Annotated in this window: 17 protein-coding genes and 1 riboswitch; of the genes, 14 read left to right on the top strand and 3 right to left on the bottom strand. The window is 40.4% G+C overall.

What is annotated here, in order from left to right:
- Window positions 1-123: 123 nt before the first annotated feature.
- A complete protein-coding gene (locus LPB68_RS09365) occupies window positions 124-585 on the bottom strand; it encodes a VOC family protein (RefSeq protein WP_068661495.1) in 462 nt (153 codons plus the stop codon).
- Between the two features lie 103 nt (window positions 586-688).
- On the opposite strand from LPB68_RS09365, the gene LPB68_RS09360 reads away from it, so the two are divergent.
- From LPB68_RS09360 to LPB68_RS09295, 14 genes are all read left to right on the top strand, one after another.
- Window positions 689-1,603, top strand: coding sequence for a helix-turn-helix transcriptional regulator (locus tag LPB68_RS09360; protein ID WP_068661494.1), 915 nt, complete (start codon window positions 689-691; stop codon window positions 1,601-1,603).
- Window positions 1,604-1,735: 132 nt separating this feature from the next.
- Window positions 1,736-2,287, top strand: a complete 552-nt coding sequence (locus tag LPB68_RS09355; RefSeq protein ID WP_068661493.1) for a CueP family metal-binding protein — start codon at window positions 1,736-1,738, stop codon at window positions 2,285-2,287.
- Between the two features lie 203 nt (window positions 2,288-2,490).
- The gene (locus tag LPB68_RS09350) at window positions 2,491-3,705 is read left to right on the top strand and encodes an ArsR family transcriptional regulator (RefSeq protein WP_068661492.1); all 1,215 of its coding nucleotides are present in this window, start codon (window positions 2,491-2,493) and stop codon (window positions 3,703-3,705) included.
- 534 nt (window positions 3,706-4,239) lie between these two features.
- Window positions 4,240-4,881, top strand: a complete 642-nt coding sequence (locus tag LPB68_RS09345) for a universal stress protein (RefSeq protein WP_068661491.1) — start codon at window positions 4,240-4,242, stop codon at window positions 4,879-4,881.
- An 85-nt stretch (window positions 4,882-4,966) separates the two neighbouring features.
- On the top strand, window positions 4,967-7,834 hold the full coding sequence (locus LPB68_RS09340; RefSeq protein ID WP_068661490.1) for a Na+/H+ antiporter subunit A: 2,868 nt from the start codon (window positions 4,967-4,969) through the stop codon (window positions 7,832-7,834).
- Between the two features lies 1 nt (window position 7,835).
- Window positions 7,836-8,171 (top strand): Na(+)/H(+) antiporter subunit C, encoded by a 336-nt coding sequence (locus LPB68_RS09335; protein ID WP_068661489.1) that lies wholly within the window; start codon window positions 7,836-7,838, stop codon window positions 8,169-8,171.
- A complete protein-coding gene (locus LPB68_RS09330) occupies window positions 8,168-9,646 on the top strand; it encodes a Na+/H+ antiporter subunit D (RefSeq protein ID WP_068661488.1) in 1,479 nt (492 codons plus the stop codon). The genes LPB68_RS09335 and LPB68_RS09330 overlap by 4 nt, the downstream gene beginning before the upstream one ends.
- Before the next feature lie 6 nt (window positions 9,647-9,652).
- The gene (locus LPB68_RS09325; RefSeq protein ID WP_068661487.1) at window positions 9,653-10,132 is read left to right on the top strand and encodes a Na+/H+ antiporter subunit E; all 480 of its coding nucleotides are present in this window, start codon (window positions 9,653-9,655) and stop codon (window positions 10,130-10,132) included.
- A complete protein-coding gene (locus tag LPB68_RS09320; RefSeq protein ID WP_068661486.1) occupies window positions 10,129-10,422 on the top strand; it encodes a Na(+)/H(+) antiporter subunit F1 in 294 nt (97 codons plus the stop codon). Before LPB68_RS09325 ends, LPB68_RS09320 begins: the two co-directional genes overlap by 4 nt.
- Entirely contained in the window at window positions 10,397-10,774 is a 378-nt protein-coding gene (mnhG, locus tag LPB68_RS09315) for a monovalent cation/H(+) antiporter subunit G (protein WP_237087919.1), read from the top strand. Before LPB68_RS09320 ends, mnhG begins: the two co-directional genes overlap by 26 nt.
- A gap of 17 nt (window positions 10,775-10,791) precedes the next feature.
- A riboswitch (cyclic di-AMP (ydaO/yuaA leader) is annotated at window positions 10,792-10,945 on the top strand.
- 8 nt (window positions 10,946-10,953) lie between these two features.
- Window positions 10,954-11,736, top strand: coding sequence for an alpha/beta fold hydrolase (locus LPB68_RS09310; protein WP_068661485.1), 783 nt, complete (start codon window positions 10,954-10,956; stop codon window positions 11,734-11,736).
- Between the two features lie 309 nt (window positions 11,737-12,045).
- The gene (locus LPB68_RS09305; RefSeq protein WP_068661484.1) at window positions 12,046-13,290 is read left to right on the top strand and encodes a stalk domain-containing protein; all 1,245 of its coding nucleotides are present in this window, start codon (window positions 12,046-12,048) and stop codon (window positions 13,288-13,290) included.
- A 108-nt stretch (window positions 13,291-13,398) separates the two neighbouring features.
- Window positions 13,399-13,959, top strand: a complete 561-nt coding sequence (locus LPB68_RS09300; RefSeq protein WP_068661483.1) for a hypothetical protein — start codon at window positions 13,399-13,401, stop codon at window positions 13,957-13,959.
- A 38-nt stretch (window positions 13,960-13,997) separates the two neighbouring features.
- Entirely contained in the window at window positions 13,998-15,482 is a 1,485-nt protein-coding gene (locus LPB68_RS09295) for a methyl-accepting chemotaxis protein (RefSeq protein WP_068661482.1), read from the top strand.
- A 70-nt stretch (window positions 15,483-15,552) separates the two neighbouring features.
- On the opposite strand, the gene LPB68_RS09290 is transcribed toward LPB68_RS09295, so the two are convergent.
- Both LPB68_RS09290 and LPB68_RS09285 read right to left on the bottom strand, forming a co-directional pair.
- Window positions 15,553-16,368: an undecaprenyl-diphosphate phosphatase gene (locus tag LPB68_RS09290; protein ID WP_068661468.1), complete on the bottom strand. Its 816-nt coding sequence runs from the start codon at window positions 16,366-16,368 to the stop codon at window positions 15,553-15,555.
- Between the two features lie 17 nt (window positions 16,369-16,385).
- Window positions 16,386-17,150, bottom strand: a complete 765-nt coding sequence (locus LPB68_RS09285) for a DUF1836 domain-containing protein (protein WP_068661467.1) — start codon at window positions 17,148-17,150, stop codon at window positions 16,386-16,388.
- Window positions 17,151-17,214: the final 64 nt, after the last annotated feature.

The following is a 17,214-nucleotide window of genomic DNA, read 5'->3' as shown; positions in this document are numbered from 1 at the left end:
GCCTGGGCTACAAACGAGAAAACGTGGCAACGCTAACTGTCCGTTGCCACTTTCCCTTAAGTCATATAATGTGCAGCTTCAATTACCTAGAAACGAGAAGCTACTCCTTGGTGTTAATTCTTGTTATTGGTTTGAAACTAAACGATCAAGGAACTTATCAGCGTCACTATTAAATTTCCAAACAATACCAAATTTATCAACCAACATTCCGAAGCAGGAAGACCAAGGCATTTCTGATAACGGCATGATAACATAGCCACCTACAGACAAATTAGAAAAGTAATATTCCATTGTCTGTTTTTCATCAATAACGATACTAATCATTATATTGTTGCCTTTAACCAACTCGCCCGTTACCTTCTTCATCGAGGGCAGGATATCCGACATCATTATTTTTCCACCAGCGAATTCTAACGATGACTCCATAATCATATTCAACTCATTTTCTGGCAAAGGGTAATTTGGATCTTGTGAAATATCCTTAAATTTCACTTTTTTTACTTTACTTGAATTCAGAGCTTCTGAATAAAACTCAATGACCTTCTCTGTATTCCCATCAAAGTTTAAATATGCAATAACTGACATGAAAAAACCTCCTTCTTGTAATACATGAAGTATAAGCTATAATAGGTGACAGCTTGTTTGTCACCTATTATAGCTTTGTGAAAATTTTTATGGGAGGGACAATATGAATAAAATTGAAAGATTAATATCTATAATAATGATCTTGCTGCAAAAGAACGTTGTTTCAGCAACCGAATTTGCACAATTATTTAACGTGTCCAAAAGAACGATTCTACGTGATATGGAAACTCTCAGTTTGTCTAATATACCTATTTATTCTATAAATGGAGTTAAGGGCGGATACGGGATTATGGATGAATACAAATTAGACAAACGACTTTTAAGTAGTAAAGACTTAGAAAATATCCTAACCGCACTGGGTGGATTGGGACAAATTCTATTTAGTGACGAAGTTGAACTAACTCTTAAAAAAATTGAATCAATGATAGGCTCAGCAACTTGGAAAGGTTCAATTCACCTGTCATTTTATGATTGGGACGGTCGTTCTGAAATTTTTCAAATCTTAAAGACTTGTCAAGAAGCAATAGTGCAAGAAAGAATAATTACCTTCGATTATATAGATCAAAGTGGAGTGAAGACGAATAGAATGATCGAGCCATATCAGCTTCATTTTAGTGAAATGAGTTGGTATTTGAAGGGGTTTTGTTTAAATCGAATGGAATATCGAACTTTTAAATTGTCCAGAACGGATAATCTTAATATCGATATCAAAACATTTGTTCCTAGAGATTTTTTGACTGAGCAAAAAGCTGAACAACATTATCAACCGAAATTAATTACAATTAAAGCATTGATCTCACATAGCATAAAAGATCATTTTATTGAAAGATACGGTCACAAAAAGATTGAAGCTTATAATTCTGAATTTTTAATAGTGACAATAGATGTGCCGCAAAATCATATCGGATTTCGATTTTTGGCTAGTTTTGGAACTGATTTGGAAATCATAGAGCCTAAAACATATATTGAAGGTTTTCGAGAGTTTCTAAATGTCATGATAAAGAAATACAGGGATTGATACTCGTTTTCGTCCATTTTTTAATAGTAAGATGATAGGACGAGCTATGTTATAAAAAGATTAGTTAAAAGGAATTAGGATATGAGCGTAGAAAGAGAATAACATATATAACTAGGCAGGAGTGAATATAGGATGAAAAGAAAAGTCATTGCGGTTATTGGAGTGGTTGTCGTTGTACTAGGGACGTATTTGTTCACGGAAAGCATCGAAAGAAATGCACCGAAAGAAAATAAAACTCAAAATATTAAGCAATTGGTACATGATTACAGTGTTGGTAATATAAAAAATCAGTCTGCTTCTATTACATCACGGCAACTTATTGTGACCGACAGCGACGAAAACCAGTTAACCTATGACTTGCCAGATGAGAACTTTTTTGTTTCCATTGCGCCATACGTCGAGAAAACCCACCCTTGCTCCGTCCACAGTTTAACTGGATGCCGTGGAGAAATGGCGAATGAAGAGTTTAGTGTATACATTGAAGACGTGGATGGGAACGTATTACTGGACCAAACATTGATATCCCAATCTAACGGATTTGTCGATTTGTGGTTACCACGTGACAGGGCGTATCGTATAACGATTGCACACGACGGAAAAACGGCGGAGTCAGAGTTTTCTACCTTTGAGAATGACAATACTTGCATTACAAACATACAGTTGACAGAGAACAAAAGTGCCTAAGCGGGCACTTTTTTTATTTTTAATGCCGGAAGCGGTTAATGTAACTCTGATGCGGGGAGGTTTGAATAGCATTTCGGTAATCAATAATATAAGCGCATTTGCAAGTTACTATGTATTGTAGTCTTCGTTATTTGGAAATGATGGTTAGCAGAGTAAGAATATTGAATTTATTAAAAATTAAAGGTTAAACGGAGGGATAATTTATGAAAAAAATAATAAAAGTTGGAATGGTTGCTTTAACTATGATTTTAGTTTTATCTGCATGTACGAAACAAGTTAACAACGTTGAATCTAACACAGCCAATCAACAAGCAAGTGATGCAACATCTCAAGTCTCTACGCCTTGGATAGCTTCGAAGAATACTACCAGAATAAACACGGACAATCCACAGGAAGCTGCCGTTATCATATCCCAGACATTATGGATGGCAACAAGTGACGATAATCGACCAGGCAGTATTATTTTAACAGACCCAGATAATTGGCAAAATGCCTTGGTCAGTGCTGATCTGATACATCATCCGAGCAATGGTCCAATCTTATTTGTTAACAAAGAGGGGATTCCCAATGTTACTGTGAATGAAATGAAACGTCTTCAACCTAAAGGGGTTGAATCCAACAATGGTGTTCAAGTAATTCTTGTGGGTGATTTGGATCAAAAGATTGAAGATCAGGCGAAAGAACTTGGTTACAAAGTAGATAAAGTAACAGCGGATAATTCTGCAGCGTTGGCAAAAGCCATAGATGCTTATTATGCAAAGATAGCAGGAGAAAATCCATCTTCCGTCATTATCGGTTCCCAAGATAGTCCGGAGTATACCCTGCCTGCTATTAACTGGATTGCTCACATGCCCGAGCCATTATTGTATGTAAAGAAGGATGAAATACCGCAAGAGACAATGGAAGCTTTACAGACAAGAGGGGGCAAAGCTAGTATATATATTCTTGGTCCTGAAACCGTTGTTTCAGCAGAAGTTGAGAAAGGATTACAACAATATGGGAAAACCGTACGTATCTCAGGTAATGACCCTTACGAGAATGCAATAGCCTTTGCTAAATATAAGGACAGTACAACCGGTTTTGGCTGGGGGATTACAACACCAGGACACAATTTCTCATTTGTTAATGTGAACTCCCCAGTATTGGCTATTGCCGCGGCTCCTTTTTCACACTTAGGAAAACATTCACCGCTACTCTGGAGTGATGAAGACGGTATGCCAGAATCGGTTATGTCCTATATGGTATCTGTACAACCGAAATATGAAATGTCACCGACAGAAGGTCCGTATAATCATGCTTGGTTGACAGGTTCGCAACAATCTATGACTCCGAAAGCCCAAGGTGAGATCGACTCCATGCTTGAAATTATCTCTAAATCTGGTCCTGACCATGGAAGTATGCCGGGAATGAATCATTAATAGAAGAACATCTGATCCTCGATCTAACTTCTATCTTAATAACTTCTTCACAACATTTTTGAGGACAGTAATTAATTTCTTAAGGAGAATATAGATATAAATTGAAGTGTTACTCGCTAATTCTTCGGATAATCCGTACATATTCACGGGGGAGAAAGGGCATATTGATATGAACGGATGTAGTAAATTTAGTGGAGAGGACATTGTAACCGTCGGTATTTGACGGCAGAACGAGGTTCTTTAGTTGTTTCTCGTGAATGTTATGCTCAAGTCTCCATCCCAACATTAGCAGAAGGAAAAAGATGGAGCAACAGACGATAATACTTCGTTTCAACATGAGAATCACTCCTTTATATGAATGAATGATCCCCATTTCAAAGCCCATTTATACTTTTTTGAAAGGGTAATATCTTTACATCCTTCTTCCGAAACGATATAATTCTAAGTAATTGTATATTTGTTTAATCGGAGGAGCCTGCCAACAGCGGGCTTCTTTTGCGTTTTTTTGGATATATTAGACAGGGGGTATGGAGAATGACGATGAAAGACAATGGAGAAAGTGTCATGGTATGTGTTAATTATGGACCGCACGGACAACGTCTAATTCAAAGGGGCAGCCGGTTGGCACAATTGCTTGGCGCACCATTTAGAGTGCTAACTGTGGATACTTCAGAGGATAATGAATTCAACGAGAGTAAAGAGCAGTATATCACGGTGTGGGAGAGGCTTGCTAAAGAAGCTGGCGGGGAATTTCTAAATCTCAAATCTCACGGAAGGAAGGCAACCGATGTCATAGTGGAAACAGCACAAGACCACAACGTTACGCAGATTATTATTGGGCAATCTGCCCAGACTTGGTGGCAGGAGATGACCCAAGGTGACTTTGTCAATGATTTAGTTGAGTTACTTGGCCCGATAGATCTGCATATTGTATCTGTGCAACGTTATCCCGATTTATTAGAGGAGACACACGAGGCGGGCGTTACTTCGTATTTGGTTAAGCAAGGAGAAATCTATGAACTAAGAGATCAGCCTGGTGAAACTCCGATGTTTGAGGGGATTTTTTTTCGTGAACTTCACACCGATTTCAATAATGGATTATTTAAGACGGTCTGGAAAGGCAAGCAACAGTACCTGAGAATTGTTCAGGGGGAATGGAGTACTCCTCCTATCTGATAGAGTTCTGGATGAAAGTGCATGATATGTTCGCCATATTAGGTGAAAATGGTAATGAGTAGATTATGATGTCTGTATTGGAGGTTTGTTTGTGCTACACGCTACAATTATGGTTCCATTTATTCTAGCTTTCTTGATTCCGCTAACGAAGCGGTTCACTCGTATTCACACGGGTTGGAGCGTTCTACCCTTTCCTGCGGCCCTATTCGTGTATTTCCTGACGAAGATTCCTGCGATTCAAGCTGGAGAATATATATTGTCCACGGTATCTTGGATCCCTTCACTGGGTATAAATATTTCACTCGTGCTAGATGGACTTAGTTTACTATTTGTCCTGTTAATTACGGGTATGGGAGCATTAGTTGTACTGTACTCCATTTATTATCTGAATAAACGAACAGAAGCGCTGCACCAATTCTACATCTATTTAATGATGTTTATGGGGGCAATGCTAGGAGTTGTATTGTCGGATAATTTGATGGTGTTGTATGGCTTTTGGGAATTAACAAGTATTTCCTCATTTCTACTGATTGCCTTTTGGCATCGACGGGAAAAATCCCGTTATGGGGCACTCAAATCGATGCTTATTACTGTCTTTGGTGGGCTAGCGATGTTTGCTGGCTTCAATCTGCTGTATGTCATGACCGGAACGTTCAGTATTCGGGAGATTATAGGTCAGGTCGATATGCTAACTACGCAACAACTATTTATTCCAGCAATGTTACTGATCCTGTTAGGGGCATTCACCAAATCCGCACAGTTTCCGTTTCATATCTGGTTGCCCGATGCGATGGAAGCGCCGACTCCGGTTAGTGCCTATCTTCATTCGGCTACGATGGTGAAGGCGGGTCTGTATCTGGTTGCACGTCTTAGTCCGGTTTTTGCTGGACAAGCGGAGTGGTTCTGGCTTGTCTCACTGACGGGTCTAATTACGTTGATCTATGGTTCGTTCAAAGCGATTAAACAAACCGATCTAAAGGCAATGCTTGCGTATTCGACGATCAGCCAACTAGGAATGATTATGTGTCTACTAGGGCTTGGATCTGCCGCGGCATTCTTTCCTGGCACAGAGGATTCGCTCTTTTATACCATGGCTACAACGGCGGCGATCTTTCATTTAATCAATCACGCTATATTTAAAGGTTCTCTCTTTATGGTTGTAGGCATTGTAGATCATGAGACGAATACTCGAGATCTTCGTAAACTTGGCGGATTAATGTCTCTGATGCCGGTAACTTTTTCTATTGCACTGATCGGAACGTTCTCCATGGCCGGTTTACCGCCATTTAATGGTTTCTTGAGTAAAGAGATGTTCTTTACGTCCGTATTGAATATCCGGGAGTTTGATGTCTTAAATACGCAATCATGGATGATGATGTTTGCAGTTGTCGCTTGGATTGCAAGTGTATTTACTTTTGTCTACAGTATGATTCTTGTGATGAAGACTTTTACAGGAAAACTTCAACTAGACAAGTTAGACAAAAAGCCGCATGAAGCTCCGCTAGGATTGTTGATATCTCCGGTTATTCTGGCTTCTTTAGCCGTCATATTCGGATTGTTCCCCAACCTGTTATCCTATTCACTCATTGAACCGGCTATGGCTTCCATTCATAGTGGATTACTGACACCAGGGGATACCTTCGATGTATCAATTCATTTCTGGCATGGTTGGACTTCAGAGATCTTTATGACGTTGGGTGTTGTAGGAGTAGGAACACTCTTGTTCAGAGGATATAAACGTTTCCGATTGTTGGATCGTGAATGGGGAGGTCGAGTTTCGCTCAACCGTGTCTACGATGGTGGGCTTCGTCTGATGGAGCGCGGATCTAACCAACTAACTAACCTCTACATGACGGGCTCTAATCGGAATTATCTTATATATATATTTGGATTCTTCATCATCGCACTTGGGAGCACAATGTTAGGAGCTGAGGGGATAACGCTGGGCATGAATCAGTATGCTCCAGTATCCTTTTATGAAGTAGTAGTTATCATAGTCATGCTCTTGGCGGCGTTTGTTATACCATTCGCCAAATCACGGGTCGTGTCAATCTTGTTCACCGGTGCTGTCGGTTATATGGTGACGTTATTGTTCGTGATCTTCCGCGCACCAGACCTAGCATTGACACAAATGATCGTAGAGACGGTGTCAGTAACGCTCTTCCTGCTGTGCTTTAAGTATCTTCCGAAATTAAAGAAGCAAGTTACAACTAGACGAGTTAAATTAACTAACCTGATCATTTCAATCGGTGTCGGTGTCACCATGACGCTGATCGCACTTGCCTCTCTCGGAAGCAGCCCATTTGAACCGATCTCGGAGTTCTTTATTGAAAATAGTCATGATTTGGCAGGGGGCAACAATGTTGTGAATGTCATACTCGTTGACTTCAGAGGCTTCGATACGTTGTTTGAGATTATGGTTCTCTCCATAGCATCGCTCGCTATTTATGGTCTAATTCAACTGCGGCTGGATCCCATGGAGATGGAAAGTAAGTTAATGAAAGCTAAGTCAGGCAGAACAATAATTCAACGCAACAGCAACGATGTGATTCTGAAGACCGTATCCAAGGTTGTTGTCCCGATGATCATTACTTTTTCTTTGTATCTATTCTTCGCGGGACATGGTAATCCCGGCGGTGGATTTATTGGGGCGTTGATGACTTCGGCTGCACTTATTCTGTTAGCTATCACTTTTGGGATGGACATGATTCGTAAAGCATTGCCGGTAAATTATCGAATTTTGACTGCCATAGGTCTGATCATCGCAATTCTAACATCGGTAGGATCGGTAGCGTTCGGTGCGCCTTTTCTAAGCCATGCCTTTGGACATTTCAATCTCCCTATCATGGGGGATACCGAATTAGCGACGGCGGTCTTATTTGATCTTGGTGTCTATCTAGCCGTAGTCGGTGTCACCATGAATATTATACTTTCGATAGGAGGGGATGAATAACATGGAACTGATGATGTCTTTAGCCGTTGGTGTATTATTTGCAATCGGTGTTTACCTAATTTTATCGAAGACCTTACTACGTATCATTCTGGGAACAAGTTTGTTAACACATGGCGTGCATCTGCTGCTCCTAACGATGGCCGGTCTGAAGACGGGTGCAGCGCCCATACTGGACGGGCAAACAGAAGCTTACGTTGACCCCTTGCCGCAAGCATTAATTTTAACATCCATAGTGATCAGTTTTGGCGTCACAGCATTCTTCTTCGTGCTCGCCTACCGGGCTTATAAAACCTTGGGTACGGATGATATAGATAGTATTGAGGGGGATGAACAATGAGTAACTTACCTGTATTTCCAATTCTAATCCCTCTATGCACAGCCGTTATTCTAATGTTTCTAAAAGATAAAATAGCAGTGCAACGTTTCATTAGTGCGCTTAGCGCGATATTGAATATTGGTGTTTGCCTCATCCTAGTCAATCGTATTGATCAGAATGGAATTCAGACATTGAACATGGGAGGGTGGATGCCGCCATACGGTATCGTTTTTGTAGCGGATATGTTTGCTGCCTTGCTCGTGCTTACCGCTTCTATAGTCAGCTTTGCCATTCTTTTATATTCATTCCGCAGCATTGGAGTGGAGCGGGAACGAACCTACTATTATACTTTTTTTCATTTTCTGCTAGTAGGTGTATATGGCTCTTTTCTGACAGGGGATATCTTTAATCTATTCGTTTTCTTCGAGGTCATGCTTATTTCTTCCTATGCGTTGATCTCCTTGGGAGGGACAAAGCTACAGCTTCGCGAAACGGTCAAATATTTGCTGATTAACATTGTATCTTCCACTCTATTCGTAGCGGCTGTCGCTTATCTGTACGCAGCCGTTGGTACGCTCAATATGGCTCATCTGTCTTTGCGTGTTGCTGAGCTGGGTCAGGGAGGTGTACTTAATGTGATTGCAATGATGTTCCTGATCGTATTCTCTTTAAAGTCGGGATTGCTTCTATTCTTCTGGCTTCCGGGATCATATGCTGCTCCGCCGTCTGCGGTTAGGGCATTATTCGGGGCATTACTTACGAAAGTAGGCTTGTACGCTATATTTAGAACGTTCACATTAATCTTTTATCATGATCCGGGGTTAACGCATACATGGATTGCTTGGATGGCTGCGGCTACGATGATTCTCGGCGGCATAGGAGCCGTTGCTTATAACGATATTGCGCGAATTCTGAATTATAATGTAATCATTAGTGTGGGTTTCGTTGCTTTTGGTCTTGCAGCAGCAACGGGGGATTCATTGGATGGTGCCGTATTCTATTTAATGCATGACATGCTCGCTAAGGGATTAATGTTTATTCTAGGGGGGATCATTATATCCATTGCGGGTACCGATCGATTGAAAGATATGGGTGGGTTGATCAAACGGTATCCGTTCATTGGTTGGATGTTCTTCACGCTGGCACTGGCACTTGTAGGAATTCCACCACTCAGTGGATTTGCGGGTAAAGTTCTGCTGATTCGCGGGGGACTTGATGCTGGAATGCTAACAATGTCCTTGATCGGTCTAGCCTCTAGTTTGCTTGTTCTCTACTCATTGATGAAAGTATTTAGACTCGCTTTCTGGGGTGATGAGAAGGAACAAGTGAAACGAGAACCCATCAAGCTAAAAGGCGTAACTGTCTCAGTTGTAGGATTACTCGTGCTTATCATTCTGATGGGATTCGGATCGGAGTGGGTCTATTCCTATGTGTCACAAGCAGGGGATGTCCTTGCTAATCCCACACTTTATATTGAAGCCGTAATGAAGGAGTAGATAAACATGGCCTTTCAAATTTTAACAAACTTGATGATCTCTTTTCTATGGATGTTCCTTCATAATGACTGGTCAGTCTCACGCTTTATCATCGGGTTTCTGATGGGGATCGTAATCCTACTTGTGCTACGGCGTTTCTTTCGGGGTCCATTCTATCCTCAACGGGTGTGGGCGATTCTTGCGCTATTGGTATTGTTCAATCGGGAGTTAGTTCTGTCCAGTATTGCGGTTATTCGCCATATTCTTCGCCCAAAGCTAAAGATCACCCCAGGTATATTTGCCTATACGACAGAACTTAAATCGGATTGGGAAGTTACGATATTATCTTGTCTGATTTGTCTAACTCCGGGAACGCTGACGCTAGAGGTATCCAAGGATGGACAGACGCTTTATATTCATGCGATGGACATGGAGGACGCAAATATCATCTCTGAGCAAATCAGAGGAACATTCGAAAAAGCTATTATGGAGGTGACACGCTCATGATTACATCACTGTTAACGGCTACCTTAGTGATCCTATCTTTAGCGATATTCGCTTGTATGTACCGACTCATAAAAGGACCGTCACGTTCTGATCGGATTGTCGCACTGGACACGATAGGTATCAACCTGCTGGCTATGATCGCGGTCATTTCCCTACTACTGCATACAGAAGCTTTCATAGATATCATTCTATTGATCGGTATTCTAACCTTTATTGGTACAACAGCGTTGGCAAGATATATTGAAAGAGGTGTTGTCATTGAACATGGAGACGATGCGCATGATCGGTGAACTGTTGATTGTGTTAGTGATATTGTTCGGAGCATTATTTAGTGCAATTAGCGCTTTCGGAATGATCCGACTGCCGGATGTCTATTTGCGCTCGCATGCTGCGACTAAGAGTGCAACACTCGGTGTACTCTGTGTATTGATCGGGACGTTTTTCTATTTTATGTTCTTTCTTGATGTTATCAGCATCAAGTTACTGTTGGGTATTGTGTTCGTCTTTATTACGTCTCCTGTGGCTGGGCATTTGAATGGTAGAGCAGCTTATCGTTCAGGAGTTCCCTTATGGGATAAAAGTGTACAGGATGATCTGAAGATTGCGCTAGAACAGGAAAAAGAACGGCAAAGCCATTCATGACATGATCATTTCATAAAAAAGATATTTCGCTGAATTCCTTTTAGGGAGCGGGGGAACCAATCGTGAGGATGATCTTGTCTTCACATGGGGTGAATCTCGAATGTTCGAGTAGGGTTATTCTTTGAGCCCGAATCCGTCAGCTAACCCCGTAAGCGTACAAAGCGAGGAGTCGTTGAAACATGCCCCAGATTCTACTGAATGGGACTTCTTTATATTACGAGACATATGGAAGCGGTGTGTCCATCGTTTTTATACATGATCATCTTTCCTCACATCACATGTTTGATCCGCAAGTGGAATACTTTAGCACAAGAGCAAAGGTGATCGTACTAGATTTGAGAGGGAATGGTCAGTCAGGCAAAATGAATGTTGATGTCAATCGGATTATCGATACACAATGTGAAGATTTGAGAGAGCTACTAGAAAGATTAGGCATTTTCAAGGTTACACTCGTCGGTTGTTCCAGTGGGGGTGTTCTAGCTCGGAAGTTCGCGGATATTTACCCAGAACGGGTGAGAGCTTTAGTGTTAGTGGATAGCTATTTGTCTGCTAAGACGAGTAAACTATGGGAGATGTTTGAGACCTTCAGTTGGTTATCATATTATTTACCAGCGGTATTTTTGCTTCGTACACTAAGACTGACCTATCATCAATGGACTCCGGCTTATAAGATTATGAGAGAGGGTCTGCTGAACAAGCGACCTACAGAATTAATCAAACAACGTCTGGCTTTACGACAGATCGATTTGCGTGGTCATTCGGTGCGGCTTCAGGTGCCTATACTATGCGTGGCTGGCAGTCAAAATGAATGGGGTCTAAAGCAAATGAAGAACATGGTATCTGCGTTTCCCTATGCACAGCTCAAAATTGTTGATGATGCCATCTACCCAAGCCATCTGTGTCAGCCTCAATTGTTCAATCGACTGCTCTTGAATTTTTTGATTGACCAGCATGTTGTTTAGATAAATAACGGTATATGCTTGAGATAAAATAGAGAACCTTGATGACCAGATTTTTTGGACATCGAGGTTTTTCTTATTGTCCTATTAAGTATTCTGCATAATCGCCGATGCAGCTAAATCGGATTGCGCAGTTATGAAATTGATTCTCGATACTCTATTTCTTATATTGCCGTTTCTACTTGTAAATATGGTTTATATTTATGTGAATATATTATATCGCCAAACCTTTCATATTTTGGTAAAATGGTAGAATCGTTCATAGTTAATTTAACAGTCTTTATGAAATATTTAATAGAAAAGGAGATTCGAATGAAACGATTTACTCAAGTATTGTTATGCTCGGTGATAGCCATAGGTGGAATGTTCGCAATGGATAATAACACAACCGAGGCAGCTGAAGCTCAGGTCAGTATTGTCTTAGACGGATATCCACTACCATTTCCGGTACAGCCTAAGGTTATGAATGGAACAACTTTGGTACCTTTTCGAGCTATTGCTGAGGCACTAGGTGTCACCGTTAGTTGGAATCAGAATACACAGACGATTACGGCTTCCAAGAAGGATACAACTGGACTTACGCAAGTTGTACTTACAAAGGGAAGTACCAATGCAGAGGTTGACGGTGCAACTATGAAGTTATCTGCTCCAGTACAAACAGTGAGTGGAAGTACAATGATTCCGCTAAGCTTCTTCAGTCAGCAATTTGGGGCAACTGTTGCATGGGATCAGGTATCTAAGAAAGTAATCATTACATCTCCGAAGGAAGATTTATATACGCTGGGTTTTTATGCTTTGTCTTCTTTTGACGAACGTGCCTTAATCCCTTCCTTTGATTCTGTTGCTTTTGGGTGGAGCAGAATTGATCAGGAAGGTCAGTTTACGACAGAGGGTCAGGAATACAAATGGCCACAATCAGCTGGAACCGTTACGCCCGAATCGATCATTCAAGATGCGCAGGGGCAGGGTACATCCCCTTACTTAATGGTATATTCGGTTGATAGTAGCCTTGAGATAACGAAGAATCTAGAGAATAAAGTGCTACAGGAACAGACGATATCTGCCATAGTAAATACTGCTGCTCAGAAAGGATTTAAGGGGATTGTACTCGATCTAGAAGGTCTGGGTTGGAGTGGCGACAAAGCTAAGGCGCGTACAGATTATAATGAGTTCATTAAGAATATCTCTGCAAAAGCACATCAATCTGATCTTAAGCTAACAGTCGTTCTACATCCACTTAATAGCGCGTATTCAGGATATGACTATACAACTCTAGGCAATCTTGCAGATGATTTAATCATTATGGCGTATGCCTACGAAGATGAGAAGAATCCAGAACCACTGGCAAAAGTAAATGAAGCTATTACGTTAGCATTGAAGGAAGTTGATAAGGATAAGTTGATTTTGGGCATATCCATGGGTAGTGAGAATGAAAATTCGATAAATACCAAAGTCGGACTAGCCAAGCGTTATGACCTCAAAGGAATTGCAATATGGCGATTAGGGCTTATTGGACAAGCTGCTTGGAGTGAAATGAGTAAGACATTGGAGTTATAGGTTTTTATTTTAATGTATACAATTTCCAATCCTTTATTCCGATAAAGTTTATAGATATCGCTCAGAACACGGAGAAACCTATTGTATTTAGAGAGAGGAGTAGAAATAATGTTCAAACGTGTGGAGGATGATAGGGAGTTAGCGCGATATCACAGCATTTGGACAACCGTCTGGTTAGAAAAAGGTTTTGAACTTGAGTTCTCTGAGCAAGTGATGGAACGATTCGTGATTGTTACGAACGATGACGAGTATGTGGGTACCACTGAAATTAAGCCATACACGATCAATGAAAGTATGATTAACGAGGTTGCGCCCTTTTCTACTCATCCGAAATTAGTACAGGCAGAGGGGGCGGTAGCTGAAATTGATAAGATGGCTGTGCTTAAGCAATATCGGGGTCATTACATTGCAGATTTACTATCAGCCGTTGTTTATTTTGGGGAGAAGAAGCAGTTGAAATATTATGTAGCATTACTGGAACCCGTATTTCTACGAGCACTCCGAATTACGTTCCAGGTTCCCTATGAGAAGATCGGGGATAAGATGTTCTACAAGGGTGATCATATTGTACCGGTGATTATCGATGTGGAAAAAGTGTACAACAATAAAAAGCATTATTCGTGGATAATTAACCCGCAGGTTTTAAGTCAGAAGCTTCAACCAACATGATGGTTTGAATCAAAATTATAGTAGAGGTAGGGATTTCCTTGGACACAGCAACGCTATCGGAACTTGATAAACGTAATCGGTTATTCGTAAAGATATTGTGGGGAATGCTAACGCTTGGTGTTGTTACAGATATTGCAATTGGGCTAGAAACACAGATGATTCTAATGCTGGCAGGCTTGGGAGCCATAGCTTGTGGTGGGGCAACGTTCATGACTTATCGACAAATTTGGGTATCTTACATAAAATATTTTGTAGCTACAATTTTTACTTTAATCGTACTTTTCTTAATTGTCTCAGATCCCAATCCTATTATTAGTACATATTTTTTGATTTATGTTAATTTAACAGTCATGACGTTATATCAAGATCATAAGCCTATTATTTTTACTGGATTTCTAGGTGCAGCAGTCAGTACATATTTGTTCATGAGTCCTTCTTTGAAAGAACAATTATTTCCTGGAGAATCGCTAATCTATATTTATATGTACTTAATATTTGCAACGGCTGCTCTTGCTTTCTCAGCTAGATTCAGCCAGAAATTACAACAGCAAGTTGCAGACAAGCAAGAGGAAACACTAGCGGCTAAGAATACAGCAGATGAACTACTAAATAAGCTTAAAGGTTCCATTCTCATGCTGAACGAGTTCAGTGAAAGACAGAAGGAGAATGTTCGTATTACCGGAGGAATATCTAAGGAAGTGACGTTGACCTTCTCAGAAATGGCAATTGCTATTGAGAAACAGACGAGTAATGTGATGAATGTTAGTGAGACGACCTTGATTATCAAGGATGATGTAAAGGAATTACTTGATGGAACGACGCAATTACAACAATATTCTGCTGATAATGCCACTCTAACTGAACAGAGTAGTAAACAAATGCAGGAATTATCCTCAGAAGTTGAAAGTGTACGGGAGATTATCGATCACACTGTAGAGAATATGCAACTTCTGAATAAAGAGAATGAACGGATTAGCTCAATCGTTGGTGTAATTAGTGAAATTTCTGAGCAGACCAATCTGCTTGCACTTAATGCAGCAATTGAAGCAGCCCGTGCTGGGGAACATGGTCAAGGCTTCGCTGTTGTATCAGGCGAAGTGCGCAAGCTGGCAGATCGTTCACGTAAAGCAGCGGATGAAATTGGTGAGATTTTAACTGGTGTACGCGAGAAGATTAATGTCGTAGATCTTCAGGTGCAACGTGGTCAGACAGAAGTTATTGCTAGTAGTAAAGTATCACAAGAGGTTCAATTACTGATTCAGCGTATTAATGAGAATAGTGACCGAGTGAAGATACATGCCGATATTGTAGGGCAATCAGCCAATCGTCTTCATGAACGACAAATAGGCATAACGGATGAAACGTCGACTATCGCTGCAACGACAGAACAGAACATGGCAGCAGTAGAAGAGGTGTACGGAAGTATGGAAACGCAGGATCATAAGATTAGTATGATTGTGGAAGATTACGGTAAACTTGATGAATTGATATCGGAACTGAAATTACTGGTATCCCAGCATTAAGAATAAGATAAACAAAACTCCTACTAGATTATCTAATCAAGTAGGAGTTTTGTTTATCTTATAGCTACCTTTAGAGCATGAATATTAAGATAAATGCACTTAATACGAAGCAATACCAAGAGAAATATTTAAGTTGGCCACGTTCCATAATCCCCATAAACCACTTCATAGAGAAGTAGGAAGCAACAAGCGAACAAATAAAGGCAAGTGAATAAGGAAGTGCTAGTGTTCCAAGATCTGGATCATATAGTAAGTTTGAGCCCTCAAGGATCATACCACCTACACTAACGGGGATGTATAGGAAGAATGAGAATTTGAGTGCAGTAGATTGCTTCAGACCTAGACCCATACCGGCAACAATCGTTGAACCTGATCTACTTATTCCTGGAATTAATGCGACAGCCTGAGCTAAGCCGATGATAATGGCATCTTTAAGTTTAAGTCCAGCTTCATTCTTTCGACCACGAAGATTGCGGATCAACCATAGTGCAATTCCAGTGACGAAGAGGGAGATAGCTATGGTTAACATTCCTTTGAAGACTTCAGAGATTAGGTCATTGAACAAGTACCCTAATAATCCAGCAGGGATCGTTGCAATAATGAGATATAAGATGAAGTGGAAATCCTTTTTGTATTCATCATCTTGTCCGCGAAAATATAACCATCCATGATTAACTAATTGAATTAATTCTTTCTTATAGATGAGTAGGATGGCTAGTAATGAAGCGAAGTTGACCAGGACTTCAAAACTTAGCCCTGCAATTTCTAATCCAAAAAGATTCTGTACGATAATAACATGGGCACTAGACGATACAGGAATGGGTTCGGTGATTCCTTGAACCAGACCTAGGAAAGCATATTTAAGCAATGTGAAGATATCATTCATAATTTAGTTAAAGCACCTCATTCATGTAAATTGTGGAGAAACACTAACCCGTTGACATATCGACGAGAAAGGGATTGGAAACAAGACGTATGAACGGATGTCAATGCAACATAGATTGCCGTTTGTAATGTTTCTTTCTGTTCATTGGAGAGATCCATAGTGGATGTAACATAATCTTTGGCGATTTCATTGATCATTTTATCCCACTTATATCCAAAGTCTGTATGATCCCCGATGTGACTTCTGAACCGCTCATCAATTTCCTCGAATAGTCCTGCATACGCTGTATAAAAATGGAGTGGTGTAATAGTATGCAAATTGGCTTTCTCATGATTGGATAAGCGGAATATAATTTGAAAAAACTTGCGGATCGTATCGTAATCTAGAGTGGAGCGCAGATCTTCAATAATTAAGAATAAAGCTATTTGTTGCAATGAATACTTTTTACCTGCCTCTGCATGCCCAATGATATTTTTGAAATCTCGTTTCACCCAGTTTTGAACAGATGTGATGGAGAAATGAGTGTATTCAATTAGGGTACCTAAGGACACAATATCTTGGAGTGATAATGTTGGGTTTACGTCGGACCGAATCATTTTTTCAATAATAGGTGGTAGTGATGTAGATATAAATGCAGACATGGAAGAGGCTTGTGACATATCAGATTGGTGATTTGCTCTCCAAATATCTTGAATGATTGATCTAGGAGACCTATTGGAATTCTCTTTGAGAGATAGCAATAAATTAGCCATGTCTTTTCTTGTGAAGCTTAAAGTTTCCAAGTGATCAACCCCTATTCGTGAATGGTTCATTTGAACTTATCATAAAATGATTATGCGCTTGTGT

Origin of the sequence: Paenibacillus crassostreae (genome assembly GCF_001857945.1) — a bacterium.
Classification (GTDB): domain Bacteria; phylum Bacillota; class Bacilli; order Paenibacillales; family Paenibacillaceae; genus Paenibacillus_AQ; species Paenibacillus_AQ crassostreae.
Note: the sequence above shows the minus strand (reverse complement) of the source record. Positions and strands in the feature narration are given on the sequence as shown.

Bases quoted from the DNA above. Each gene is read 5' to 3' on its own strand.
- LPB68_RS09365 (WP_068661495.1), bottom strand. From the start codon at position 585: ATGTCAGTTATTGCATATTTAAACTTTGATGGGAATACAGAGAAGGTC.
- LPB68_RS09360 (WP_068661494.1), top strand. From the start codon at position 689: ATGAATAAAATTGAAAGATTAATATCTATAATAATGATCTTGCTGCAA.
- LPB68_RS09355 (WP_068661493.1), top strand. From the start codon at position 1,736: ATGAAAAGAAAAGTCATTGCGGTTATTGGAGTGGTTGTCGTTGTACTA.
- LPB68_RS09350 (WP_068661492.1), top strand. From the start codon at position 2,491: ATGAAAAAAATAATAAAAGTTGGAATGGTTGCTTTAACTATGATTTTA.
- LPB68_RS09345 (WP_068661491.1), top strand. From the start codon at position 4,240: ATGACGATGAAAGACAATGGAGAAAGTGTCATGGTATGTGTTAATTAT.
- LPB68_RS09335 (WP_068661489.1), top strand. From the start codon at position 7,836: ATGGAACTGATGATGTCTTTAGCCGTTGGTGTATTATTTGCAATCGGT.
- LPB68_RS09330 (WP_068661488.1), top strand. From the start codon at position 8,168: ATGAGTAACTTACCTGTATTTCCAATTCTAATCCCTCTATGCACAGCC.
- LPB68_RS09325 (WP_068661487.1), top strand. From the start codon at position 9,653: ATGGCCTTTCAAATTTTAACAAACTTGATGATCTCTTTTCTATGGATG.
- LPB68_RS09320 (WP_068661486.1), top strand. From the start codon at position 10,129: ATGATTACATCACTGTTAACGGCTACCTTAGTGATCCTATCTTTAGCG.
- mnhG (WP_237087919.1), top strand. From the start codon at position 10,397: ATGGAGACGATGCGCATGATCGGTGAACTGTTGATTGTGTTAGTGATA.
- LPB68_RS09310 (WP_068661485.1), top strand. From the start codon at position 10,954: ATGCCCCAGATTCTACTGAATGGGACTTCTTTATATTACGAGACATAT.
- LPB68_RS09305 (WP_068661484.1), top strand. From the start codon at position 12,046: ATGAAACGATTTACTCAAGTATTGTTATGCTCGGTGATAGCCATAGGT.
- LPB68_RS09300 (WP_068661483.1), top strand. From the start codon at position 13,399: ATGTTCAAACGTGTGGAGGATGATAGGGAGTTAGCGCGATATCACAGC.
- LPB68_RS09290 (WP_068661468.1), bottom strand. From the start codon at position 16,368: ATGAATGATATCTTCACATTGCTTAAATATGCTTTCCTAGGTCTGGTT.